The organism is Pedosphaera parvula Ellin514 (assembly GCF_000172555.1).
GTDB lineage: Bacteria > Verrucomicrobiota > Verrucomicrobiia > Limisphaerales > Pedosphaeraceae > Pedosphaera.
In genome coordinates this window covers 19,159-44,258 of record NZ_ABOX02000055.1, presented here as the reverse complement: position 1 = coordinate 44,258, position 25,100 = coordinate 19,159, and the positions used below count along the sequence as shown (strand labels likewise).

Here is a 25,100-nt window from a genome sequence, read left to right as displayed (position 1 = left end):
GCGCCAATTTCGCACTCGAAAACCTCGCCTTCATCCCCAACTCCAAACTCCACATCCCCTCAAACCTCGGCCAAAACGAATGTACCTTCACACCTTCTCTTCGATTGCCATTTGTATTCATGGTTGTTGTCTTCTGGTCATGGATTCATGATCGCCTCAACAATGCAACAGGGGGTTGGACGTACACTGTCCAACCCCCATTTCCAACTTCGTTAAGCAACTCCGCTCCCTCATAGCGCCAGTCCGCACACGCGGCGAATGATTCCCATCCGCCGCGTCAGCATCGTGGGTAGGGCGATCCACTCCGCTGGGCGCCGCACTGACCTAGCCAAGGAATCTTAATCGCTCCTCCGCTCCGAATCGCGTACGCGACCACCGACGCCTGACAACGCGCGAGCAATCGTTTAAATGGTGGAATGACGCTCCGCCGGAATTCTAAGCTCGTCGGTGATTCAACTCAGCCCGTCGAGCCTATCCGCGGACGCGACCCACCGGCTTTAATCAAACCCACGCCGCCCCGTAGCGTATGACCAAAGATCGAATCCGCTGCACCAACCAACGTTTATTGGTGGAATTATCGTTTTTTTCTCGCCACCTCCTCTTAAGGCCCGTATGGGCCGGCACGTTTATAGAAAAGAATCCAAAAAAGAATCCCCGCTTCGGCCCGCGATTTTAAATAACTCATTACACACAACCCGAAGCGGAACACATGGGCGCATCCTCCAACTATTGCCACACTCCTCAGCCCACCCGATCAGTAAACACCCGTCCTCACCACACCGTCCCATCCGTCCCATTCTCCTGAAAAACTGCAAACTAAAAACCTGAGATGTAACCGTTTTCTTCTCGCTTGCGTGCTGGTTCCATATTAAATCAATCGCCATTGTGAAGAGACGGAGAGCCATCATCATCCTATCGTTAATCATTCTCTCCGCCACCATTGCCTGGATGGCCTTAAAACCTTCCGATCCTCTCTACAATGGAAAACGACTGAGCCACTGGATGGAAGGTTATTACGTTGGCACGGGTGCAGAGGGGCCGTCTTACGAAGACACACAAAACGCACTCGTTGCGCTAGGGACGAATTCCATTCCCACGCTTGTCCAGATGCTTCGCGAAGAAGACTCTCCCATCAAAATCAAATTAGTTGCCCTTTCAAAAAAATATAATTTTTCAAACCTTCACCTGGTCCGTGCTCAGGTTAAGCATGCGGCTGCCGTAAGAGGTTTTCACACACTCGGCGTGCAGGCTCAATGTGCCGCTCCAGCCCTCATCGCGTCACTTCAGGACGACCTGTCCATTGACTCGAGAGTGCAAACGCTGAACGCGCTGGCATTGCTTGGCCCTTCAGCCAGTGGGGCCATTCCCCTCCTGGTCCGGGACTCCAGCCACACCAACGAACACATCCGTGCAAGTGCCATCATGGCCCTTGGATTCATTCACGCCGAACCCGAAGCCAGCATACCGCTGCTCATCAAAGCATTAACAGATAACAGTGTTGGAGTTCGTATCTTGGCTGCCCAGAGTCTCGGATATTACGGAAGCGCCGCTCAGTCCGCCGTTCCCGCTTTGATTCTGGCTCTTCAGGATCGATTCACTAGGGAAGCAGCCGACAGGTCGCTGGATAAAATCGATCCCGAAGAAGCTTTCCTGGCCCGGATGAAAATGAAACCACGCCATGTCAAAAGCAAAAACCATCCAAAATAAACTACATTTCACTACGCTTGTAATCATATCCTCTCAGGCATCAAGGCTACAATTCTCACATCGGAAGAATTCAGCATGAACAGATTGCACCAATTAATTCTGAAACAATTTTTTATTTAGCCCTGCTCACCCTGCCACTCTCGCAACCAATCTCCCAAATTTTTCCCACGCACGCGGCTCACGATCCAACCCACCCCACGACCATCCCTAATCGCGTAGTAATCGACGTAAGGAGATTCATTTCTCCCTTCAAAATGCAACCCGCGTACGCGGCCCACCGATTTGCCACAACCCACGCCAGCCAACCAGTCCCAAAGGGACGACCGTTATTAGCCAGGGCGCGTGAGCCCCTGGAACCTGCAACGTAGTAAAACAAGCCCCGAAGCGGGCGACAGTTCAACAACCATCGCCTCTTCCTCCCCAACCCTGAAAGTTGTTGGATAATTCCCCCTAGCCGGACATTACTGATTTTATCACTACAATTGCAGCAGGAAGAACCCAACCAAACACTAAATCTTCATTTCCGCTGTGCTACAACTTCAGGAGCGATTTGGAGTAGTGCAGAGCATGCTGCGGGGGTTATGTTCGTCGTTCTCAAGAGCGCAGGAACTGCATTTGTCGCCAGAGGACCGTAACGACCCAGTGCAATGGCAGCATTCTGGCGAGCAAGTGCATATGGATCATCTAGTGCTTCAATTAATCCGGGTATGACGAGGTCGGGATTTCCATAAATGCGGCTCAGCGCCCAAAGCGAATTGTTCCGGACCTCGAAATTGGTATCCTTGGCAGTGACAAGCAGCGCAGGCGCTGCCAGTCTGGCTTCACCCCCAATCAATCCCAAGACGGTTGCAGCATTCATTCGCACCTCAGGCAGGCTGTCATTCGTCAATAGAAGGCAAAGTTGCGGCACCTGCGGTTCGGCTGTGTATCCGAGCGCAGAGTACCCTACCAATGCTTGTCTCCTCATTGCGCTATCCGTTTCGAAATGGAATTTAATCACTTTTTGTCGGGCGCTCCAATGCATTGCCAGCTTCTTTGCTTGAGAATCGCGTGCAGTGATCATTTTAAACAGCACCGGAAGGGCATTGGTACCAATGTGACGAATCGCCTCTTCCGCCAGCGGCGGGGGCGTTCCGGGCTTAAAGCCTTTCTCATATTGCTCAAGCCAATAACTTAGCCGCTTTCCCTGATAAACAGGCTCACGCGAGCGAACCCATGCCCATGTGATGCCACCTAGCGCAAGCAAAGCCACAGCCAGTGTGATGATTCTCAATTTATTCGCCATGCCGATTCTAAAAATCTCTTCGAGAATGGGGACGAGGAAAAGAATAATGTGCGGTCGACAGGATTACCATGTCCCTTTAAGTAATGGATTGCCAGCCCAACAATCCTCTCACATGAATAGATTTTTTACATTGAGCGTCATAATGAGGCGAAGAAGGTGTTCTAAAACGATGAAGAATAAACTGGTTCAAACTACCGCTGTCATTTAATACTCCAAGAAATCAAAGCCACAATAACTCCATATCGAAGAGGCCCTATGATTAGATCGCATCAATCGATTCTCAAACTGGTCTTTTGTTTGACGTCCCTCTTTCTAACAGCGTCCTCAGCAGATGCTCAAGTTCCAGGCCCGCGCTTCGAAATGACAGGAACCTTGAGCCTGACCAACTACTCACGCGACGGTAAGGTCCTAACCAACTACCAGGGCACCTTCGAATTGATCCGCTATGATCAGGCATGGTTGATTACAACGAAATACCTTTCGCCGGGCGCAGTTGAAGAGTGCGTCTTCGACGGAACGAATCTTTATTGTCTGCTCCGGAACGCGCCCGCGCTAACGAATTTCGGCAGGGTGAGTTTGCCACCACCTCCTGCTGGGATAGTAACCGCAACCATCTCCGACCAAATGCAGCCTGGAGCCGCAGGTTTCTTTCCGCGCACGGTCTGGCTCGGAGCTGTGGCTGGAGACTTGGGGACCGATCGATGGAAGAAACCCGTGATTCTACCCTGGTCAGTCAGCTTGCCGGGCGGCGTTCAATATTTCGGCGCACATCCTGAAGAGAAGGAAATGCCGCTAGCCAATATGGAATTCAAAGTGATTAAGGAAAGCAGGGAGAGCCGGGTGGGCTCCACTGTCTTGAGTGTTCCGGGGATGCAATTTGAGCTTCCTCTGGGAATGAAAGTGGGCCGCTTGGAAGCATTAACCTGGACCAATATCGGAACGATGACGGTGCCGACAAGCTGGCTTGTTACGCGATTAAGTCCAGGCAGCTCGGAAGTAATTCAAGAGCGTTATTTGGGGCAGGGAAAGATCGTGAGTCTCGATCCGAGTCCCATCAAAGCCCCTGCATCCGGAGAGGTCATTGGTGTCACGGATTTGAGGATCAAGGTAAAAGACATCATCATTCCAGTCGGTTACATGCTCACGAACCAACCTTGGCCGCCGAAAGACGATCCTCATTTGACGGAACAGGCAAAAGGAAAAGCACCCAATTATCTCGACGAGGTAAGGAACTTTTCAAAGGCAATGCAAACTTCAGGGAATGCAGGCCAGAGCAAATGATCCAAGGTGTCATAAGTAAAAGCTGAGTATGTCCGAAACGCCGAATCAGAACTGGAACGATTCCTCACGGCGTTGCTCAAAACATGTCTCCGCCAGCACCCAGAAATAAGCGTTTAATGCCATCCTTTTCTACTATAGGGGGTGCAGGAATCATGAAGCGGAGAATGCGAAAGGTGCGACTTGTGTCAATACTTTAGTCTGCCTATTGGCCTGACCCCTTCATGGAATGACTTCCGAGCTCGTAGCATGGTAATACTTGCTATCGTGAAACAACTCTCGACGTAACTTCAGGTTGATGGCCTTGCCCCACCGAGAAGCCTCCCGGTTCCAACGCAATTGTAAACGCCAAGTCGCATTGGTTGGCACGCCAGTCGGCCATGGCACGGCATATAAACAACTGTAACCAGGTGTCCAAACTGAACCCCCAACGCCGCTGACTTGAAACGGCTCCCACCCTCGCTCAGTTTTTTGTTCACCTGCGATTGTTTCAAAAGCAATAAAGCGATTTGACCCCACGTTGCCGACTCGAAATAAAGCGCACAGGCCGGTCGCCCCCGTCGGCGGGATAATGACCCGAATAGGTCTAAATGTACCCGTTGGATTATTGGTAAATCCCACAAATACCACCGACAGGTCATTTGGCAAACGTGTGCTTGCCTGAATTGCTTTGAAGCCGAGCACTACCAATAAGCTCACGAACCCCAACACAAACGGTAATTTCCATTTTCGTCCTGTCCTTGCCGTTTCCATCCTCATCCTATCTAAGGCATTGTTATTCTTTTACTTCGTCGCCTTCTTACAAGAAATCGCGCTGCAACCGGGTAGAAATATTGCGATGAAACTCGTGTTGTGCATAGACATCTAAAATTCAATGTGCGACGCGTGCTGCGATATTTCCAATGTACGAACAATACAAACTGGAACGATTCCCCACGGCGCTTGCTCTAAACCATGTCTACACCAGCACCCAAAATCAAGCGTTTAATGCCATCCTTTTCTTCTGTAAGAGGTGCAGGTATCATGAAGCAGAGAATGCGAAGGGTGCGACTTGTGTCAATACTTTGGTTTTACTCCTTCATGCGAAACCCAATCGCCTTAATCCTCTCCCCAAGGACAGGGTCGTATTTCTGCGTGTTCAGGGTTGATTGACTCTGTCGCGCATGACAACGATAAAAATACTAATGCCTTAATCGGAGCAGCATGAACACAACTTTTGCAACTGGTACTACGTAGTTCGGGGGACGGAGTGCGAGCGGAATTACGCGGGGGATTAGCAAGAATAGAGACATCGCTGCCTTGCGTGCTTCACCCTTGCGTCGTCATCCAATCACGATGGTGCCGGTGATGTTCAGTTTTTATTTTGATGATATTGATTGCTTTAGCGGTAGCTCGGTTATCAATTGACTGATCCCCTGTCGCGTGCATCTTCTTGGCACCCTTTAATTAGATATGAATGGAAACCTAATCAAGCGTTTGTTGCCGTCCATACACCGCTTGCTCACTCTGCTATTGCTGGCCAGCGGTGGCACGGTTTGCGCCGCGGATGGTTACGAAGCACTGGGCTATCTCACGTACACTCGGTTCGATACTTTGGGCAAAACAACTTACAAAAAGGTAATGATGTTTGAGGTGGAAGTTGCCGCTAATAAATGGCGTATCCGCACCGAACCAGTGATTCAGGGCCAGGGTGGCATTGGGTATTATGAAGCAGCTTACACGACGAATGACTCTGTTTTCAAATTGACTGTGTTGGAATCGGCTTACCGTAGCTCAGAATCTCCATTTGGAAGTTTACAGGCTGAACTGAAAAAAGCGAAAAGAGAGGATGTCTACTTTACGAATACCTCCCGCATCGAGGTTTACTCCAGCTCGAATTCGTCCCTGATCCATGGTAGGAGCACAAATGCTCCGGTAGGAATGGAAGCTGCGAACCACATTCATAATGTCGCGGTTGCAGTTGAGGCAAAAGGAAAGTTCCCGCCAGTTGATTCGTCCTATGTCGCCACTCTCTGGTTTGCTTTTACGCCTCCAAACGGACAGATGGATGGAACCAATAAAATGTTGCTTCAGATTTGGGATGATGGAAATCCGCAAAAAACCCGTTTTAGGCGGGCCAGTTGGAAGCAGCTTACTGAATATCCCAACCTGGTTTCCGATGCAGTGTATGGCTGGGCCGGCAAGCAACTTCTTCCCGATGGTTATCTCGACGACCTCAAAAAATCAGGCTGGATTAAGCCGGAGTCAATCGCAGCGCATTACGAGGTAAATGGCGTGACCAATGTAGATGGTTTAACGCTGCCTCTTAATTTCAAACTGACCCGTTTTAACTCAAAACGGTTAGGAAGTGAAACGCCGAAAATAGAGACAACGATTGAGGCTTCGGTCGTCAAGGCCGGACGCTTTTCTTCAGGGAGGTCACTGGATGTCCATATCCCTGGTAAAACCGTTGTGAGTGATTATCGCCTTTCGAGGCAAATGCTCGACTCAAATTCCCCACCTACCCAGCTTCTGAAAACAATCTCCTCGCCATCCAATGGAAAATCTGCGAATGATCGTTAATTAAACTTTATTAACAAACCCAAGGAAGTGTGAGAAGTTACAAAATCTTTCCGCCAGAAATTGTGATCGACATGATTCACTTGCGACCAAGGATTAGATGGAACGCCCTATCCTGGATGTGGGTTCTCATCATAGTTGCGCTCAATTTCGGATCAGTGCCAGCCACCATGGCAGAGGAAGCTGTGCCTCCTTTTGTTGCCGAGGCGAAAATTACGCGAAAGGTTGTCAGGCATGGCCAAACGACACCTTACTGGGAAACCGAAGGAAATGCCGTTTTTAGTTATAGCAATGGGTGGTGGCAGGCTGAACTCAATTACAAGAATCCAAAGGAACATAGCCCAGCTGCCGAGTACTTCAGGAAGGTTCCGGGTGGCGTAAGTAGCTACATAATGTTTACCAGCAAATCCAAAACAGAAGCTGTTGTCTGTCCACTTGCATTTCCTACAGCTGGCAATACTGAACTGTTTGCGTTCTGGTTGAGTATCTGTCCGAAGCCGGAATTGCCATTGATTGACGGCAAGCGAATTCGCAGATTTCCTCTTATCCCAAACTGTAGGGACAGCCTAGATATTTTCAACCATCCTCAGAACGAAGGGTATTACACGGCCAGCTATCTCAAACCGGGAAGTGCTTTTCTTTCGAATTTAAACATCACGAATAATGGGGTGACTCTCGATATCGAAGTTGCAGCTAATGGGGAGGTTGAGACCAAGATTATTCGGCATGGTGCTCCGTTTGATAAAGGATTTAACGAACTGAGTTATCAATTACTTGAAACGACTAACCTAAACGGAATTGTATTTCCAGCACGGGCGGTTTTAAAGCTCATGACCCCCAATTGGAAAGGCAAAGATCGTGAGGACTTACACGTGGCTCAAGTGGTCGAACTAACAGTCACGCGGATATCCACTCTCCCTGAGGGCGGTGCACCAACACAAAGCTCGGCACCTGGCCAGACCAACGCGATCCCGGAGGAACAGAAAAATAAGGCACTGTCCCCACAGATTAAAAAATAGGCTTGTTTTTATTGGCATGGAGAGCTCGCACGGGCGATTGACCTAGTACCACCTTCTGGGTACGGTAGCACCGCGACCGAAACTTTCACTGGCTGCAATGAGGGAAAAGCCTCTGAAATGCCAGCGGAGCGGGGTGAGGTTGGACGCAACCAATTCCCCGCCCGTCGCGCCCCACCAGGGGAAGGTTCACAATTTCGGCCCATCACCCTGTCTCATCGTCCAGGAGCCATGCGAGTGCCTCAGCCTCGGAAGTGAACGCTTTGCCACAAAGCCCGGCGTTGAAGGCGACACTGTCTCCAAAGTTTGTCAGATCAATCACCTCTCGTCTGGCAAACAACGCCGCCTTTACAAATCCCCTGGCCTGTGATGCCCACTCGCGCGTGGCATCATACCGTTGCATGATGGTGGGTTGGTATATGCCAGTGAGCCCGCTTGTGTTCACCAGCAATCTGGGTATTTTATGATCATACGCATAGGCAACCGCTTGGGAAATCAACCTCACCACCTCCGACAGGCAGGGTGCACCGATGGGCTTAAAACATGCGTAACCCTCAAGCAATTCAAAGTGTTCCGGCGGTTTTGAGATAGCGGTATTCATGCTTCCCACCTTTAAATAAACTAATCCCATTGCACCCAACAACAAGTCCCACCACCAGTTATAACCTCTTCGCGCGAACCATGGAAACCGCTAAGATTCCCCCCAAATAACCCTCAGTGCTCCCCCCAGCGCCGCGTCACCTCCGACTTCGAACACATGGCAAGACCTATTTGCCGCCCCCCCCATGCCACCTTCCCTCCACCACGCTCTATCCCCAAGTCCCAAAGGGACGCCAGTCATTAGCCAGGGCGCGTAAGCCCCTGGAACCTGCACCAAAAAATGAATCCAGCCCCGAAGCGGGCGACCGTTCGACCACCATCGCCGCACTTCCCACTTCAGAGACACTTACGCAGCAACGACTCCCCATCACGGACCGTGCAACCGATAAAACATCGCACTCCCCGCCGCAGGCACCGTGTAGCCATTCGTCGTCACACCCGATACCGCCGTCCAATTTGGACCATTCACAGTCGGGCTTTGCTCCAGATGATAACCCACCAACCCCGCTGGCCAGCCCAGGTTGAGATTGCTTCCACTACGCATAACTGTGATATGTGGCGCCGCCATGAGTGACTTGAGGCTGTAGCCAAAACTGCCGGAACGATAAATCAAGGCGATTTCATCATCCGTCAGCGCACGGTTCCAAAGAGCGAAATCATCAAACTTGCCGGACCAATATCCAGGAGTGAGTTGAGAGATAGAGCCAGGATCATCCGATGGTTTCGCCCCGATACCGAGCGATTGAATATTATTATTCAGCAGCGTATTGACATCCAAAAGGTGTCTATCTTTAAGCACCCCGTTGTGGTAGAGAGCAATCAAATTCGTCTCGATGATAAATGCAAAATGCTGCCATGATCCCATGGGCATAACCGGGTCCCGCACATAGGTTGGACTATCCCCCGAGTAAAGGCTGACATACCCCTGCCCCTCAAGCATTCCCAGATGGAATTGTCCTGCCTGGTTGTCACCCCAATTCTTGACAATCGTTGCCCAGGTAGGCGGATACTCCGCCCAAACCCAGCCTGAAAAAGTCAGCGCAGTTGTAGCCTTCGGATAATTGGTAACAATGGCACATTCGGTCCCATCTAATTCCAATCCACCACCAAGAATGCCCGGGGTCCATGTTGGATTCGGACGGGTGGTAATTATCGTGGCATCATTCGTGGAACCGCTGGCATCATGTAAAACGAAACCATTCGTTTCATCGAAAGGCCAGTAGGCAACCAGTTTGTCGCTAAAGGCCGGATATGAACCGGCGCTGTAAAGATTCGTGCCATAGTACTGGCCATAGGCCACATCCAGGGAATTACTCGCACAGAACCTGACCTGGTAAGTTCCACCAATGATCAAATTTGAAACAGACAAATCCAAGGGCATGGTATCCGAATAGGCAGGAATCACCACCGGCGCGCTCGTCGTGCCTACCCCGTTTACATACCATTCAAACCACCCCTTTGCCGGGAGAACACCGGAATCGACTGTCCCGTGCCACACCGCCGTATCATAAGTGACTTGTGACGGAGGAAGCGTAACGACGACAGGCGCTCCGAATGGCAGGGAGAAATTTGTACCCACCGCCACACCAAATGCGTTGCTGACAACAATGTGATAACCGTATCTCCCGCCCACCTGCAATCCATTGAGGACATTGGTAATATTCACATTGTTGGTGCCGCTCACCAGCACTGGCGGCGTGGCATAGCCGGCGTACGGAGAAATCGATTCCCATTCGAACCACGCCAGTGAATTCAACCCGCCTGGATTGATCATTCCGCTCACAACCGCACTGCTTGTGTTCGTGATCGTTGGCGGAAGCGTCACCGCCAGCAAATTGGCGTATGCCATTGTGCCCAGCTTCGATCCCGCCGCCTGGTACAGGTTCATCACTTCGTTGCTGCCCAGCGGACGGGTCCAAATGGCCATTTCATCCAGCCTGCCGCGCCAAAAACTGCTGGGATCAGGAGCGGTGCCCGCGTCGTTAAGCTTCGCGCCCATGGTAAGCAGCGTCACCGGCGAAGGAGTGCGTAGCGTGCCGTCGTAATTCGTCGCGGCCACCTGAACTCCATTGCGATACAATCGGAGCATTGTCCCATCGGCTACAAACGCCACATGCTGCCAGGAGTTGGTCGGAAACTGTGCCGGCTCGCTCAAACCGACTTGCGTCCCATCTTGTTGTTGAATGTAGAGGTTCAACCGGCCAGTGGGATCTTCCAGCCCGAAGTGAAATTGCCCGGCCAGGGTCGATCCCCAATTCTTCATGATCGTAGCCCAGGCACCACGACTGTCTGCCCACGCCCAGGCCGCGCCCGAGAGCGTGCCATTGGTGGACAAGGGAGAAGTCGGCACATACACGTAAGCATTGGTGCCATTAAAGGAGAGCGCATTGCTCAGCACTCCACTCACCCAGGCGTTGCTCGAACTGTTCCGCAGGGTTCCGCTAAAAGTCAGGAACACATCATTGACGTTCGTGTTGGCTCCGGGAGTATTGAAATCCCAGTACGCGACCAATCCGCTCGAGACCGGCGAGTGCTGCACCAGCTCATAAACCGTGTCACCTAGGGTCGCGGCTCTGTTACCAGCAAAAGTGTTGCCCGTCATGGCGAGCTGTCCACCGACGTTAAAAATTGCGCCACCAAGGCCCTGTCCGGGCTGGCCATCTCCTCCACCGCCCCCTCCTCCCATTCCATTCGTTGCTGAATTGCCGTAGAACGTACAGGACGTCACCCTTGCCGAGCCGGTCAGGACACAAATGGCACCACCGCCACCCGCACCACCACCACCGCCTCCAGGATAGGATCCATCATTTCCATGACCGTTGCCTGCAAATGTGCCGCCAGCACCGCCGTCTGAAAAAGGATAGCTGGCCGGATAGTTCCTGCCGCCGCCGCCACCGCCGCCACCGCCGAAAGCACCGGCGCCGCCAACTGGGAAACCCATGGTCCAACTCCCTTCGCCACTGCCTCCCGCCCCCGTTACAATCCCAGGTGTGGCCGGTAAATCAAAGTTACCTGTTGGTGCCACGCCACCTTGCGGAGAACCACCTGTGCCGCCAGGATAAGGTATCGTATAACTCGCGACGACACCTCCATGTCCGCCATCACCGCCACGTGCCTGGTTGTTCAGAAACGTGCAGCCTTGTGCAACAGTAACGCCGGCTTCATTATGAATGGCACCACCGAAACCTCCGCCTCCACCCCCGCCTCCACCCCAGTTACCGGAGGTAACACCTCCGCCATTTCCGCCCGCCGCAATATTCCCTGAAAAGACACAATTCGTGACCCGCAAAGAGCCCGCGTTGTAAATGGCGCCACCAGTTCGCATGATACCAGAGACACAATTGGTCAGCAGGGTTCCATTCACAATCGTCAACCCCCGATTGCAAATCGCGCCGCCTTTCACACCCGAGAACGTGCTGTTCGCCACCGTCAATGTGCCGCTCGCCGCGACTTCGATCGCACCGCCAGTCGCAAAAGCATTGGTGAACAGGCTGTTGGTTACTACCAACGAACCCGCATTGTAAATCATGGACCCTTCACCGACACGCACCGCCCCACCATCATGCGCCGTGAAACCATTCAACACTGTCGTCCCAAAGTTGCAGAGAAATCCATTGGTTAATCCCAGGGTGCCACAGCCCGTCAATACCAGTGTTTGTCCCGGTGGCACTTCGAACATGCCGTTCGTCGCGGATGCTTTCAGCGCGCCAAAAACACAGTTCGTCAGCCGCAGTGTCCCCGTCACATAAATCGCTGCACCCACACCCGACGATGAAGGCCCGAAATTAGCCAGTGTGCAATTGGTCATATTGATCGTCCCGGCGCTGTTGAAAATGCCGTTCGCGTCTGCCAATGTCATCCCGCTGAGCATGAGCGAACCATTAGTGGCCACCGTAAACAGATTGCTGCTCACCCCCAGGGCATTCGTACCACTCAGTTGCAGCAAACCCGCACCCGGTCCTTGAATCGTTATCTGGCCTTGGATGGCTGGATTAAACGACGGTGGACAATGAATCGTGCCAGCAGCAGTAATCTGGATAGTTCCGCTGCCGCATTGGTTCAAAGTATTGATCGCCTCGCTAAGAGACCCAGGACCTTCACTCGCCGTCGTGTCCACGATCAAAGTCTGTCCGCCGGCACAACTTGGCGATGTCCACGCCTTTTGTCCTGCGAGTACGAACGTGTTTCCACCACTGCCTTCTTCATATTGAATGCGAATGCGGTAATTACCGGGATTAACCACCGGAGTCATGCCGCTCCAAATTTCTCCCGACATTGGAACACCCCAGTGATTGGTCACCAGTTCCGGTGCCGCGCTTCCGAACGATCCATCTTTGTTCAAGTCGATCCAGAACCGCGAGCCATCGTCACTGCGCGAAGCAAATGTCATCGGCGTCGTGACCTGAATCCACCCGTCCCATTGCACCGAGAAATTTTCCCAATCGGTATTGGTGGTTCCTCCCGTGAGATGGAGTGTCGTGCGATCACCCCAGCCGCTGTCGAAGAACCCCGGATACGCGTCAATCCGCGTTCCAGCGATGGTCTGCGACGTGCGCCAGTCAGTTTGCGCCGAAACGCTGCGCAGGCTGGTGTTCACGTAACTACCCACTAAACCGTTTGTCGTCAGATTGGCATCCGCATACACGGAAAAGGGTTCCACAGTAGTCAACAATCTCAGAACATTATCTCCTCCGCCTTCCACGTACTGGATGCGTATCGCATAAGTCCCCGGTTTCAACGTCGTTGCTGCGGAATCGGTTGCTGATTGACCAATGCCCCAATTGTTATTAATGAACTCCGGCCCACTGGTGGCAAAGACGCCATCATGGTTCAGATCAATCCACATCTGGCTGCAATCATCACTGCGCAGAACTACATCAACTGTCTGGTTCACCACGAGCACGCCATCCCATTGCACGGAAAAGTTATCCCAGTTCGTGGCATTTCCACCTGTAATGCCAACAGATGCACTATTGCCCCAGTCTGGAGTCCCAAAATCAAGGGTTTTATCCACGCGCCGCCCCGAAATAGTCTGATTCCCACGCCAATCCAACTGATTGGTCGCCATAAGGTTTCGACTGACGTAACTCCCCATCAATCCGTTCGTGCGCAGTGTGGCATCCGTGAAAAGTTGTAATGGATTGCTGTCGAGCTTCTCCACCTGTACATCCACATAAGCATTCGCTCCGGTTCCACCAAGAGCAACCGTGTGAAGACGAAATGTTCCCGAAGGATCTTCCCACCACTGACCAACCCCCAGCGGAGAGTCCTCTAAATCTTTCACCACCACGTTGTTGCTCACAACGGGCAGAGGAACGGTATCGATAAGGTATTGAGACGGGCCGCCACGAGATAGATCATCCCCTGTCACGAGGCACAACCCAGACGTATCAGGCGCACTCGCGTAGCGCTCGCGAAAACCACCAAAGATCTCCACACCATTTGCCGTCAGACGCAATGCCATTGGCTTCCCCAGTGCACGCGTTTCCAGATGATCAAAGCAATAGATGCGATAGACACCATTGGTGGTCGCATCCACCACCTGACCAGGCGGAATCCAATTGAGCATATATTTGGCTCGGGCATGAAAATGACTATTCGGAAACGGTGCGTGCGGCCCACTGCCTCCCATCATGTCATAAATGTCAGCATACTCCGCAGAACCAACCCACGAACCATTGGATCTCTTGGGGCTGAGCAACCAACTTGACGTAAAGTCCTGCATGGAATTTGCATGGCCCAGTCCGTAATTGTGACCGGTCTCATGTACAATCACATTGGTCGGCATGACGCCATTAAACCAGGCAAAATTTCCCCCGATCGCCGCAAACGCCCCTCCATAGGACAACGGATCTGGCGCGAGCAAATGAACCGTGTCGTAGTTGGTTGTCTGCAACCCTGCCGCAATGATGGCAGCCAACCCTTCCACAATCACAAGATTCCCCTGGCTATTGGCAGTGTAAGTGCTGTTCGTAAAATAATAGCTCGCCGGGATGGGGCAACTGCACCACCTGCGTCGCATAAGTCGGAATCAACCAGGTATTGCTGTACGACATCTCAAGGTAACAATTAGACGCAGACGCATAAAGATTGGTCAGCATCGTCAATGTGTAAGGATTGCTTGCTGGTGGCGTATAATCCACGCGTACCACCAGCACCTTCTTGGGCGTTGCTGACCAGGCGGGATTAAACGAAAGCGGCTTGATCGTCGTCGGATTACCACTGCTCTGTCCCGTCCCTCCCCACGCCGCAGTAGCATATACCCCCATCACGGCCTGCATCGTGTTAGGCCCAACCTGCGCCCTCGCTTGCTCCATTGCGCTCTCCACCTCATTCAACTCCTCCGTGCTCGCGAAAGTGAACACTTTCCCGCCCCACAGTATTGTAATCTTCCCACCGGAAATCTTCTTACCCGTCACCAACGATTCATCCGCCGGATTCCCCTCTGCAAACATCTTTCTCGCAGCTGCTGCATCAGCGTCATCCAACACCTGCAACACCTCATTCCGCAACACCACTTCTCCATCCAACGAAATCCCTTGCACCGGCAGACCGGTCTTGGATGGCACTCCCTCGAATAACCCAAAAACATTAACCTTGCCTTCACCCCGGACAAACTGCGTCGCCATCGTCGACTCCCGCTTCTCATCCGTCGACCGGCAATCAGATAAAACATCGTAATCTGCTATTTCGCTAAAAGGTTTCTCCACCTGCTCACGAATTGATTGCGGCAACGCCTCCCATTGATGCAACGAAACCGACTGTGCCAGAGCCTCACGCGGATTGTCGCGCATAAGTTGCTTCATCTCCTCCCGTCGTGCCTCCGCCAGCTTTTGGCCTATCGCTATTTTCTCCGGCGTCGCCGACCTCGCATCAAACACCGCAAGCCATGCCGCGAACTGTTGCGAAGCCCCGGGAGCGACGCTGCCGACCGCTTTTGAATCTCGCGTTGACGCCGACGGCTTCTGGACAGTCTGCTTTGGAGAGGACGTCGCTTGAGTCGTGGTGAGTGGTATAGGAACCTCGGTAACCGCATTGCTGGATGACGGCTTTCTCGTCAAGAATACGACTGTTACGCCCAAGATCGCACAAAGGACAACAACTAATTTTTTCATGAACCAAAATGATTACAACGAGAACTGGAACACCCAAAACTCACCGATGATTAATAAGCTTACGCATGAGATCAAGACTTTTTAAAAGTCTCGCGAATCATTGTTTACAATTCAACGAGGGGTGGGCATACATCGTCCAACCCTCAAAAATCTTTGCAGCATTTGAATCCCAATCTTCCTCATAAAACCAACCCGAAGGCCCTGTGAGCCGTAGCGCACTTCTTGCGCTTTAGAAAGGAAGAGTTCGCGTTCGCCCTTGACTAGCACACCCCCTTTAATTACAGAAAGTGCGGGTGCTGGCGTTTCCATGGCCAAGAACAGCCGCTGATTCGACGTTTGAATCAAACTCAAAAGACGTACGGCCGACGCAGACTCAACCATGAAACTAAAGCATCTCTTCTCTTGTCTTGCCCTCTGCCAACTTTTCTTCACCTCCTTGTCAGCCTCGGCCCAGGGAACCGCGTTTAGCTATCAAGGCCATTTGCAAAATAATGGCGTTCCCGCTAATGGCAGTTTTGATCTGACGTTTACCTTGTTTGACGCCAGCATCAACGGCAACACCGTTGCCGGGCCAATCACGAACAGCGCCACTGCCGTTAGTAACGGCCTATTCACCGCGACGCTCGATTTCGGCGCAGGTGTTTTCACCGGCAGCAATTACTGGCTGCAAATCGGCGCGCGCACCAATGGCAACGTAAATCCTTATGTCATGCTGGCTCCGCTTCAGCCGGTGACGCCAGCCCCTTACGCGATCTTCGCTCCCAATGCAGGCACGGCCCAGACTGCGGCCAGCGCCGATTCGATTGCTGCGACGAACATTAGCGGCACGATTGCTCTGGCGCAATTGCCGCCAACGGTGGTGACCAACAATGCGACCGGAATGAATTTGACCGGCACGTTTAGCGGCGATGGTGCCGGCGTGACCAATATCAATCTGGCGAGCGTTAATTCCAGCGGCACCATCGCCGCGACCGCTCTCCCCTCGGGAAACTTCGTGCGCTCCGCTTTTCTGGGCACAGGCCTTGGTCCGAATTCGGTCGTGGCAGCCGATGTCAATGGCGACGGCAAGCTGGATTTGATCTGCGCAAATAACGGCCCTAACAATCAAAATGGCAACCTGACAGTGCTGACCAATGACGGCGCGGGGAATTTTGCCCTTTCGGCTTCGCTGGGCGTGGGAGTCGCTCCGACTTCAGTCGCGGCAGCGGATGTCAATGGCGACGGCAAGGTGGATTTGATCAGTGCGAATCAAAATGACAGTACCCTCACCGTGCTTACTAATACCGGTACCGGGCAATTTATCTTTTCGGCTTTGCTGAGCGTGGGCAGTTTTCCGCATTGCGTTATCGCGACGGATATAAACGGTGACAGCAAGGTGGATTTGATCAGTGCAAATTCTGGTGGCAACTCCCTCACTGTGCTGACCAATGACGGCAGCGGGCATTTTGCCGTCTCCGCTTCGCCAGGCGCGGGCAGCGGAACGTTTGGCGTTACGGCGGCAGATGTCAACGGTGATGGCAAGGCGGATTTGATCAGTGCGAATTTTAGTGGCAACTCCCTCACCGTGCTGACCAATGACGGCACGGGGCATTTTGTCCTTTCCGCTTCGCCGGGCGTGGGCTTTGGTCCGGGTTCGGTCACGGCAGCGGATGTCAATGGTGACGGCAAGGTGGATTTGATCAGCGTGAACATGAGTGTTAGCTCGCTGAGTGTGCTGATCAACGATGGTGCGGGACATTTCGCCCTTTCTTCTACACTGGGCGCGGGACCAACGCCGTATTCGGTTGCGGCGGCGGATGTCAACGGCGACGGTCAGGTGGATTTGATCTGTGCGGATTCGGGCAGCACCATTCTGACGGTCCTGACCAACAACGGCACCGGGCATTTTGGCCTTTTCAATACTTTCGATGTGGGCGAGGCTCCAGTGTCAGTCGTGGCAACCAATGTCAATGGTGACGGTCTGGTGGATTTGATTTGTGCGAATCACAATGCCAACACTCTGACTGTGCTGACGAACACGCCGAGATTCATCTATGCCTATAATGGAAGTTTCTCCGGCAACGGCACCGGGTTGACCAGCTTGAATGCAAGCCAAATTACCTCCGGTACAGTTCCGCTGGCGCGGTTACCAACTGCAGTAGTGACCAATACCGAGAACGGTGTCACATTGGGTGGCTCATTTGCTGGTTCATTTTCTGGATCGTCTACCGGCACGTTTACTGGCAACGGAAGCGGTTTGACCAACCTGAACGCCTCGCAGTTAACCACTGGAACGGTGCCGACGGCCCAGTTGCCCGCGAATATCATTACATCCAGCGCCACCCTCACCAATCTCACGGTGTCTGGAACGGTGACAGCCAGCAACATCAATACGGCAGCCGGAACGTTGACGGTCAACAGCAACATCATCGCCAATGGCACTGTCTACGGCGGTATGTTCATCTCCACCGGCCCCAATGCCGAACTTAATATCTACGATCGTGGTGGGGTGGCTACCTATGGGCAGTGGTCTTTTTATGCCTTAAACGGCAAGGCCTCCTTTTGGCAGAGCGGGATTGGTGATCGCATGTCGATTGATAACACCGGCAATGTCCGGGCCGTCGGCTCGTTCCTCGCCAGCACCACGCCGGATCTCGCCGAGACGATTCCTGCCGCCGACAATGTGGAAGCCGGCGACATCGTCTGCGCCGATCCCTTGCGCCGCGAAAGCGTCATCCGCTGCGGCAAAGACAACCAAGGCATCCTCGGCGTTATCTCTGACGGCACCAGCGGATTCATCATCAATGCGAACGGAAAATCTGTTGATGCTCCCCTCACCGGCAAACCTCTCGTCCTCGCCGGACGCGTCCCCGTCAAGGTTTCCCTGGAAAACGGCCCCGTCCACATTGGCGATACCCTCGCCCCATCCTCCATTCCCGGCATCGCGATGCGCTCGACCGGCACCGGCTCAACCATCGGCATCGCCTTGGACAACTTTACTGCTGAGAACCTAAGCCGCGGCACACAAACCGGCACTGTCCTCTGCTTTGTAAAAGCCCACGAAGGCACCTCAACGAACGCAGTGCAGCAAATGCGCCAACTCTTATCTGAACGCGACACCCGCATCGAAACCCTCGAAAAAACCGTCGCTGAACTGAAAGCGGCCATCAGCAAACTAAGCACCTCCCCGCAAGCCGGCACTTCATTCGCTCCATGATACGACATTAACATCTTCACATACGGGAAGGTTCCTATTCTCAAGGAACCTTCCATCTTCAAACAACTTACGATGGTAACCCTGCACCACCACAGGCCGTCAAACGTTCAAGCCACTCTGAGTCGCTGTATACCCTTTACCTAGTAAAAGTGTTCCTCCTTGACCCGCATCGCTCTTTTCCTTACACAAATCGCGGGTGCTGGCTCTTCCATGGCCAAGAACAGCCGCTGATTCGACGTTTGAATCGAACTCAAAAGACGTACCGGCCGAATCAGACTCAACCATGAAATTAAAACATCTCGTCTCCTGTCTTGCCCTCTGCCAACTTTACTTCACCCCTCTGTCAACCTCGGCCCAAGGAACCGCGTTTAGCTATCAAGGCCATTTGCAAAATAACGGCGTTCCCGCCAATGGCAGTTTTGATCTGGTGTTTACTTTGTTTGACTCAAGCATCAACGGCAACGCCATTGCCGGGCCACTTACCAACAGCGCCGCTGCCGTCAGTAACGGCCTGTTCACCGCGACGCTCGATTTCGGCGCAGGCGTTTTCAACGGCAGCAATTATTGGCTCGCAATAGCCGTGCAGACGAATGGCGGTACCGGCTTCACCGCTCTCTCCCCGCTCCAACCCATCACCCCGACGCCCTATGCCATTTTTGCACCAACTGCTGGGACAGCTGCGACGGCAGCCTCCGCCGCCTCGGTGCAGGCCACCAACATTCTTGGGTTGTTGACCGGCAACGGAAGCGGATTGACCAACCTCAATGGCGCGCAAGTGACCGGCACCATTCCAGATGCCGCGTTATCGACAAACATCCTCGCCGTGAAAGGTTATACGACTTGCGTTACGAATCGCTGGACGGCCGCCGGTGTTTACACGGTGACAGTGCCGGCGGGAGTTTCGCAAATGGTGGCGAAGCTCTGGGGCGCGGGCGGCGGACGGGCGGTCCACTCGCCGAATGGCGGCGGCGGCGGTTATGTCCAGAAGACGCTGGCAGTCACACCCGGACAAGTCTTTACCGTGGTCGTCGGCCAGCGAGGAAGCGCGGGCGGCGGTGCTGGATCCGGTAATGCAGCTGGAGCATTTAGCGCCGGTGCAGGTGGAATTGGCGGCCAGGGCAGTTCCGTATTTTATTTCACCGGTAGCTCCTATGTCTTGAAAGCATTGGCTGGCGCGGGTGGTGGCGGTGCCGATTACGATGGTGGCGGCGCGCCGGGCGGGAATTCGCCGACCCCGACAGGTAACGGAACGACGAGTGGTTATGACGGCAATGGTGGCAGTGGTGCTCCGAACGCCGGACAGAACTATGCGGCCAATGCCACGACCACGGGGATAGCATCTCTTAACCAGGCGGGTGGTAGTGCTGGTGCGGGCTCAAATTTCGGCGGTGGTGGCGGTGGCGGCTACGGCGGTGGTGGCGGTGGCGGCTATCAAAATTTCAGCAACAGCGGCGGTGGCGGTGGCGGCTCGTACGGAGATGCAATCATCGCCGGCAATAGCTTTATCCCCGGAAACACTAATGATTCCTTTTATGTATCTCCGGCGGGATTTGGCGGGACCGCAAACCCGGATGGTGATGGAGAAGTTGTGCTCTTGTTTCAATTGCCCGCCGTGAACACCCCCGGCTTTATTCAGGCCGCTCGCGTCGGCGCGGCATTTCTTACGGGCGATGGCTCGGGTGTGACGAACGTCAATGCTTCTTCCGGCAATGGTTCTTTCACTGGAGCATTCAATGGTAACGCTTCGGGACTCACGAACGTAAATGCCTCCTCCGGCAATGGTTCATTCACCGGCAACTTCAGCGGTTCTGGTTCTCTCACCGGCACCGTGGCAGGATCGGTGAGCGGCACCATCAGTGGCAACGGTGCCGGCCTGACGGATCTCAATGCCGCAAACATCAGCAGCGGAATCGCCAACGATTCCATTCTTTCGGCAAACATTCCACGCCTGAATGCCAATGCGAACTTTAACGGCACCGTTGGCGCCACGAACTTTGTCGGAAATGGCGCCGGCCTGACGAACGTGCCATGGGTGATTAAATGGAACGTGGTTTCGGGAATCTCACAAACCGCCGTCGGCAACAACGGTTATTTATTAACAAATAATAGTGCACAGGTGGTGGTGACGTTGCCGACAGCGCCAAACGTCGGAGAAATCGTCCGCGTCGCTGGCACCGGTAGCGCTGGTTGGAAGCTGGCTCAATATACAGGACAGTCCATCCTTGCCAGCCAGATTGGCGGACAGTTCGGCGTGGTCTGGATTCCTTCTGTCAATTCCGGTGGTTGGCAATCGATTGCTTGCTCCGCCGACGGAACGCGTCTCGTCGGCGTCAGTCAAAATCAACTCTTCACGTCAACGGACGGTGGTAATAACTGGATTCATGCCAACTCACAATCCGCGACATTCCTGGCAGTGGCCAGTTCTGCCGACGGCACACATCTGGCCGCCGTGGCGCAGGGGAACGGCGGATTCGGCGGCAACCAAGGTGGCGTCTTTACCTCAGCCGACTCAGGGGTTTCGTGGAACCAGAAATATTACGGATCGAGCGACGATAACTTCACTTGTGTCTGTTCATCCGACGATGGGACACGCCTCTATGCTGGTAATTCAGGCAGTTATTCAACCAGCCTTTATCGCTCCACCGATTCGGGAGCCTCATGGGCGCCAACGTCATTGAGCAGCGGCAATATTAGGGCGATCACCTGTTCGGCAGATGGAACACGCGTCTGCGCCGTCTTCTCTAGTGGCAACATCTGGGCGTCGACCGACTCGGGAGCGACCTGGACACAACGGGATGCTGCTCGAAACTGGTCGGCAGTGGCTTCCTCCACCGATGGTATGAAACTGGTGGCAACGGTGGTCAATGGACAAATTTACACCTCCAGCAATGGCGGAACAAACTGGACGGCGCAATCGACCACGCAATACTGGCAGGCAGTCGCTTCCTCGGGAGACGGCAATCGCCTCCTTGCAGCCGTCAGTGGCGGTTCCATTTACATTTCCGGCGATGCGGGTGTTACCTGGACGGCCCGGGATGCCAAGATCTGGACCACGGTTGCTTCTTCCCGCGACGGCACCCGGCTGTTCGGAGGTACTTACGATCGAGTTTACCGTTCTTCCCCTACCTCGGTGCCCACTACCACGGTGGGAACTGCCGGTTACTTAAATGCGCCGCAATACGGCACTATCGAACTTCAACACATCGGTGCCGGGGTGTTCCTGCCGCTCAGCTCCAGCGGAACGTTTGAAGTAAAATAGTAGACTGCGGTTTGGGTGCTCGTGAGCCACTCTCGTGCCGCCCGCCAAAATCATTGGCGAGCGGCTCCGCGAAATGAAGCTCTATCGGCAATTCTGCCCGGCTATTTAACCCGGCCAGCGTGTACGAATTTCCCACTTCCTTGGAATGATGATGGGACGCGCCAAAACTACAGTGATCTTGCAAAATTAATCGAAATCTGACGGCGCACACGCTTGATTCTCTTAAAACTCCGCCTTCGATTCCCAAATCCCGGATGACTTTTCCTCAGCATTAAGTATATTAATCTTTCTACAGATTTAAATTATAAAAGCTATTAGTGTACTTATGGGGAATCACCCCCATTGGGAGGGGATATGGAAAAGGAACAATATAACGGTAGATTGGTCGGCGAACACGATCTCCCGAACGAAAGCGCGTTCCGCAGCCTCCTTGAACATTCACCGGATGTCATTGCTCGTCTGGATCCGGAGTTCCGCCATCTCTACGTTAATCCCGCCATCGAGACTTTGCTTGGAATCCCTTTAAGTTCTTCCTTGGGAAAAACCGTTGCCGAAATGGGGTTGCCTCATGAACTACTCACTTTATGGGAGACACACCTGAAGGATGTCTTCGCGGACCATCGCCAGTCGCATTTCGATTTTCAACTTGAATCCCACTCCCAAACGCATTCGTTCCACAACCGGCTTATACCCGAATTCTCGCCCTCCGGAACGGTCGATTCGGTGCTGGAAATCATCAGCGATCATACCCGATGCAAGCGACTGGACACCAGTCTTCAAGAGCAGGAGGAACTTTTTCGCTTAATGGTAACGCACATCCAGGAATGTGCCATGATCCTCCTCGATCAGGACGGCCGCATCTCCAGTTGGAACATCGGTGCCGAACGCATTCTAAACCACAAAACCTCTGAGGTTTGGAAAAGCAATTATTCCTGCTTTTTTAGCGATGAAGACATCCGGTGGAACAAGCCCGCGCAGGAACTCAGTTTTGCCAGGGAGAAAGGACGAACCCAGACCGAAGTTTGGCTCAAGCGGAAGGACGGCTCCCGGTTTCTGGCCGAGATGGTCATTACCCTGTTGAAAAGTGATCAAGGAGAAATGAAAGGGTTCTCCCTGATCATCCGGGACATAACGGAACATAAACGATTTGAAGAACAAGTTCAGTATCAACGCGCTCTGCTCGAAGCACTCAGTGAAACCTCTCCCGATGGCATTCTGATCTCGACCGAACAAAAGATTCTCTACTTCAATCATCGCTTTCGGGAAATTTGGAAATTCCCAAACTACATTATTGACTCACGCTCCAATCACGTGGCTCTGGAATGGGCCGTTAGTTGCATACGCGACCCCGAAGCTTTCAGTCAACGGGTGGCGCAGGCATACAAAGACCCCGATATGAGGGTGCACGATGAGATCTGCCTTAAGGATGGCAGAACCTTGGAGCATTATGGCTTACCCGTGCACGGCAACGGCGGTCAGTATTATGGCAGAGTATGGTTTTTCAGAGACATTACGAGCAGCAAGGCTGCCATGGATGCCTTGGAGGAAAGTGAAGAACGCTTTCGCGTCCTGGCGGAATCTTCTCCAATGGCCATTTTCCACATGGATGCCGAAGGCCGGGCCGTTTATGTAAACCCAGTGTGGGAAAACCTTACCGGTCTGAAACCCATGGAAAGTTTCGGCCATGGCTGGACCAGGGCAATCTACCCACCGGATTTGGAGGAGGTCATGATTGGCTGGAAGGAGGCATTGAAAAAAAGGGAAAAATGGTGTCATGAACACAGACTGCTTGGACGCGATGGCCGGATCCACTGGGTGCGCGTGCTCTCCAGTTGCATTCTTTCTCCTGCCCATGAAGTCGTAGGCTACGTCGCGACGGTTGAGGATATCTCCGAACGGAAAGAGACTGAAGCAATATTGCTAAAAGCGAAGGAGAACCTGGAGTGCTACACGCATGAATTGGAAGAACGGGTCGAAGATAGAACTGTGGAACTAAAACAAACCCTGCATACCATGGAGAATTGTCTTTATTCCGTTGCTCATGACTTTAAGGCCCCTCTCCGGGCAATTGACGGCTTTACCACTACGCTGGTCGAAGATTATGCACGGCTGTTTGATGAAAAAGGTCGCGAACTGGCCAATGAGGTTGTGAGGGCGACGAAACGAATGGATGCCTTGATTTCTGATTTTCTGGAATATGGGGAACTGGCTTACATGGATGTTCACTGCTCACCTTTGGACGTGGAACCTTGCATTAGTGCTGCAACAGCCTGGTTGAAGTCACAGGTGTCTGCGAACAACGCCCGCATAACCCTCTCACGCCCCATGGGTCGTGTTCTGGGGAATCAGGATCTCCTCACAAAGGTTTCCATTCAGATAATTGCCAATGCCCTGAAATTTGTGGCTCCTGGAGTGCAACCCGCAATTCATATCTGGACCGAGTTTGTGAATGACCATGTGCGCATTAATTTTCAGGATAACGGCATCGGCATAGAACCCGAATTCCATGACAAAATATTTGGGATTTTCAATCGCCTGCACGGCAAGGAAATCCCCGGCACAGGCATCGGCCTGGCCATCGTTAAAAAGGCAATGGAACGCATGAACGGGATCGTGGGAGTGGCATCCCGCTCCCAGCAGGGAACCACCCTCTGGATCGAGTTGCCAGCCAGTAAGTAACTGCTTCATTTTTCGCCCGGATATGCCTTCGTTCCAATCACCCGCCCGGAAATCACCTGTTCAACTGGCTCGCGGTTGATTCATGGCAGTGGGTAAAGGCTTAAAATTATTTCCATTCCATTGATAATACTCGAGAATGGCAGTTGGCGCTGGTTCAGCCGGGTGAATCATATTACAGGCTACAAATTTACCCGCTTCAACTTCAATGGACACCTCCCAAATCGCCAGACCATATTGCGAGCCGTAATTTCTAATCTGCTTTGCGCTGGTTTTCACACTTTTATTTATCTTCCAAGCACGATTCTTGTGCTCTTTCAACGCGACTCCCACCGGAAAACTCCCAATCCATTTCAAATTACGAAACCAGCCCCATCCAGGACCGGCATTAGAATGGCGTTAAAACCAT

General features: G+C 53.0%; 13 protein-coding genes. 7 read left to right on the top strand and 6 right to left on the bottom strand.

Annotated elements, in window-relative coordinates:
• Window positions 1–885 precede the first annotated feature (885 nt).
• Window positions 886–1,707: a HEAT repeat domain-containing protein gene (locus CFLAV_RS27235; RefSeq protein WP_083809171.1), complete on the top strand. Its 822-nt coding sequence runs from the start codon at window positions 886–888 to the stop codon at window positions 1,705–1,707.
• A gap of 517 nt (window positions 1,708–2,224) precedes the next feature.
• Here CFLAV_RS27235 and CFLAV_RS27230 read toward each other — a convergent pair.
• The gene (locus CFLAV_RS27230) at window positions 2,225–2,992 is read right to left on the bottom strand and encodes a HEAT repeat domain-containing protein (RefSeq protein ID WP_007418116.1); all 768 of its coding nucleotides are present in this window, start codon (window positions 2,990–2,992) and stop codon (window positions 2,225–2,227) included.
• Window positions 2,993–3,352: 360 nt separating this feature from the next.
• Here CFLAV_RS27230 and CFLAV_RS27225 point away from each other — a divergent pair, with 360 nt between their 5' ends.
• Window positions 3,353–4,273: a hypothetical protein gene (locus CFLAV_RS27225; RefSeq protein ID WP_150107627.1), complete on the top strand. Its 921-nt coding sequence runs from the start codon at window positions 3,353–3,355 to the stop codon at window positions 4,271–4,273.
• Window positions 4,274–4,492: 219 nt separating this feature from the next.
• Here the strand turns inward: CFLAV_RS27225 and CFLAV_RS27220 are convergent, their stop codons facing one another.
• Complete coding sequence (locus CFLAV_RS27220) at window positions 4,493–4,969, bottom strand: hypothetical protein (protein WP_150107626.1); 477 nt, start codon at window positions 4,967–4,969, stop codon at window positions 4,493–4,495.
• Between the two features lie 753 nt (window positions 4,970–5,722).
• Here CFLAV_RS27220 and CFLAV_RS27210 point away from each other — a divergent pair.
• Together CFLAV_RS27210 and CFLAV_RS27205 are read left to right on the top strand one after the other, a co-directional pair.
• Window positions 5,723–6,832, top strand: coding sequence for a hypothetical protein (locus CFLAV_RS27210; RefSeq protein WP_007418112.1), 1,110 nt, complete (start codon window positions 5,723–5,725; stop codon window positions 6,830–6,832).
• A 167-nt stretch (window positions 6,833–6,999) separates the two neighbouring features.
• Window positions 7,000–7,848, top strand: a complete 849-nt coding sequence (locus tag CFLAV_RS27205) for a hypothetical protein (RefSeq protein WP_150107625.1) — start codon at window positions 7,000–7,002, stop codon at window positions 7,846–7,848.
• A gap of 202 nt (window positions 7,849–8,050) precedes the next feature.
• On the opposite strand, the gene CFLAV_RS27200 is transcribed toward CFLAV_RS27205, so the two are convergent.
• The 3 genes from CFLAV_RS27200 to CFLAV_RS27190 all read right to left on the bottom strand — a co-directional run bounded on the left by CFLAV_RS27200 (window position 8,051) and on the right by CFLAV_RS27190 (window position 15,560).
• On the bottom strand, window positions 8,051–8,446 hold the full coding sequence (locus CFLAV_RS27200; RefSeq protein ID WP_040550405.1) for a hypothetical protein: 396 nt from the start codon (window positions 8,444–8,446) through the stop codon (window positions 8,051–8,053).
• Between the two features lie 366 nt (window positions 8,447–8,812).
• A complete protein-coding gene (locus tag CFLAV_RS37040) occupies window positions 8,813–14,467 on the bottom strand; it encodes a LamG-like jellyroll fold domain-containing protein (protein WP_160164673.1) in 5,655 nt (1,884 codons plus the stop codon).
• Window positions 14,394–15,560: a hypothetical protein gene (locus CFLAV_RS27190; RefSeq protein ID WP_007418108.1), complete on the bottom strand. Its 1,167-nt coding sequence runs from the start codon at window positions 15,558–15,560 to the stop codon at window positions 14,394–14,396. The genes CFLAV_RS37040 and CFLAV_RS27190 overlap by 74 nt, the downstream gene beginning before the upstream one ends.
• 379 nt (window positions 15,561–15,939) lie before the next feature.
• On the opposite strand from CFLAV_RS27190, the gene CFLAV_RS33270 reads away from it, so the two are divergent.
• The 3 genes from CFLAV_RS33270 (at window position 15,940) to CFLAV_RS33265 (ending at window position 24,694) form a co-directional block, all read left to right on the top strand.
• Window positions 15,940–18,756, top strand: coding sequence for an FG-GAP-like repeat-containing protein (locus tag CFLAV_RS33270; protein ID WP_007418107.1), 2,817 nt, complete (start codon window positions 15,940–15,942; stop codon window positions 18,754–18,756).
• A 283-nt stretch (window positions 18,757–19,039) separates the two neighbouring features.
• On the top strand, window positions 19,040–22,015 hold the full coding sequence (locus CFLAV_RS27175; protein WP_007418106.1) for a DUF8740 domain-containing protein: 2,976 nt from the start codon (window positions 19,040–19,042) through the stop codon (window positions 22,013–22,015).
• A 354-nt stretch (window positions 22,016–22,369) separates the two neighbouring features.
• On the top strand, window positions 22,370–24,694 hold the full coding sequence (locus tag CFLAV_RS33265) for a PAS domain-containing sensor histidine kinase (protein ID WP_007418105.1): 2,325 nt from the start codon (window positions 22,370–22,372) through the stop codon (window positions 24,692–24,694).
• A 60-nt stretch (window positions 24,695–24,754) separates the two neighbouring features.
• Here the strand turns inward: CFLAV_RS33265 and CFLAV_RS27165 are convergent, their stop codons facing one another.
• Window positions 24,755–24,970 (bottom strand): hypothetical protein, encoded by a 216-nt coding sequence (locus tag CFLAV_RS27165; RefSeq protein ID WP_150107624.1) that lies wholly within the window; start codon window positions 24,968–24,970, stop codon window positions 24,755–24,757.
• Window positions 24,971–25,100: the final 130 nt, after the last annotated feature.